The 221-nt window shown below is 31.2% G+C and carries 1 protein-coding gene; it reads left to right on the forward strand.

Going from position 1 to position 221, the window contains the following annotated elements; all coding sequences use genetic code 11:
* The coding region (locus Q0776_RS17760; protein WP_298371365.1) for a hypothetical protein at positions 1 to 221 on the forward strand (221 nt) is incomplete at both ends.

Below are 221 nucleotides of genomic sequence, written 5' to 3' on the forward strand. Positions count from 1 at the left end.
GGCACAACTAACTTAAATGATCAGTTAAGTGTTAATAATCAAAAACCTACTCTTTTAACGGGAACACTTACTATTGACGGTGCTTCCAACTTAAATAACTCTCTAAATGTTAAAAATAGTGCTCCAACTAATTTATCTGGAATCCTTAACGTAGATGGTAAAACCCATTTAAATAATGATGTAGCTGTTGATGGAACAACGGTTTTAAATAATTCTTTAGA

Origin of the sequence: uncultured Lutibacter sp., from assembly GCF_947495725.1 — a bacterium.
Lineage (GTDB): Bacteria > Bacteroidota > Bacteroidia > Flavobacteriales > Flavobacteriaceae > Lutibacter.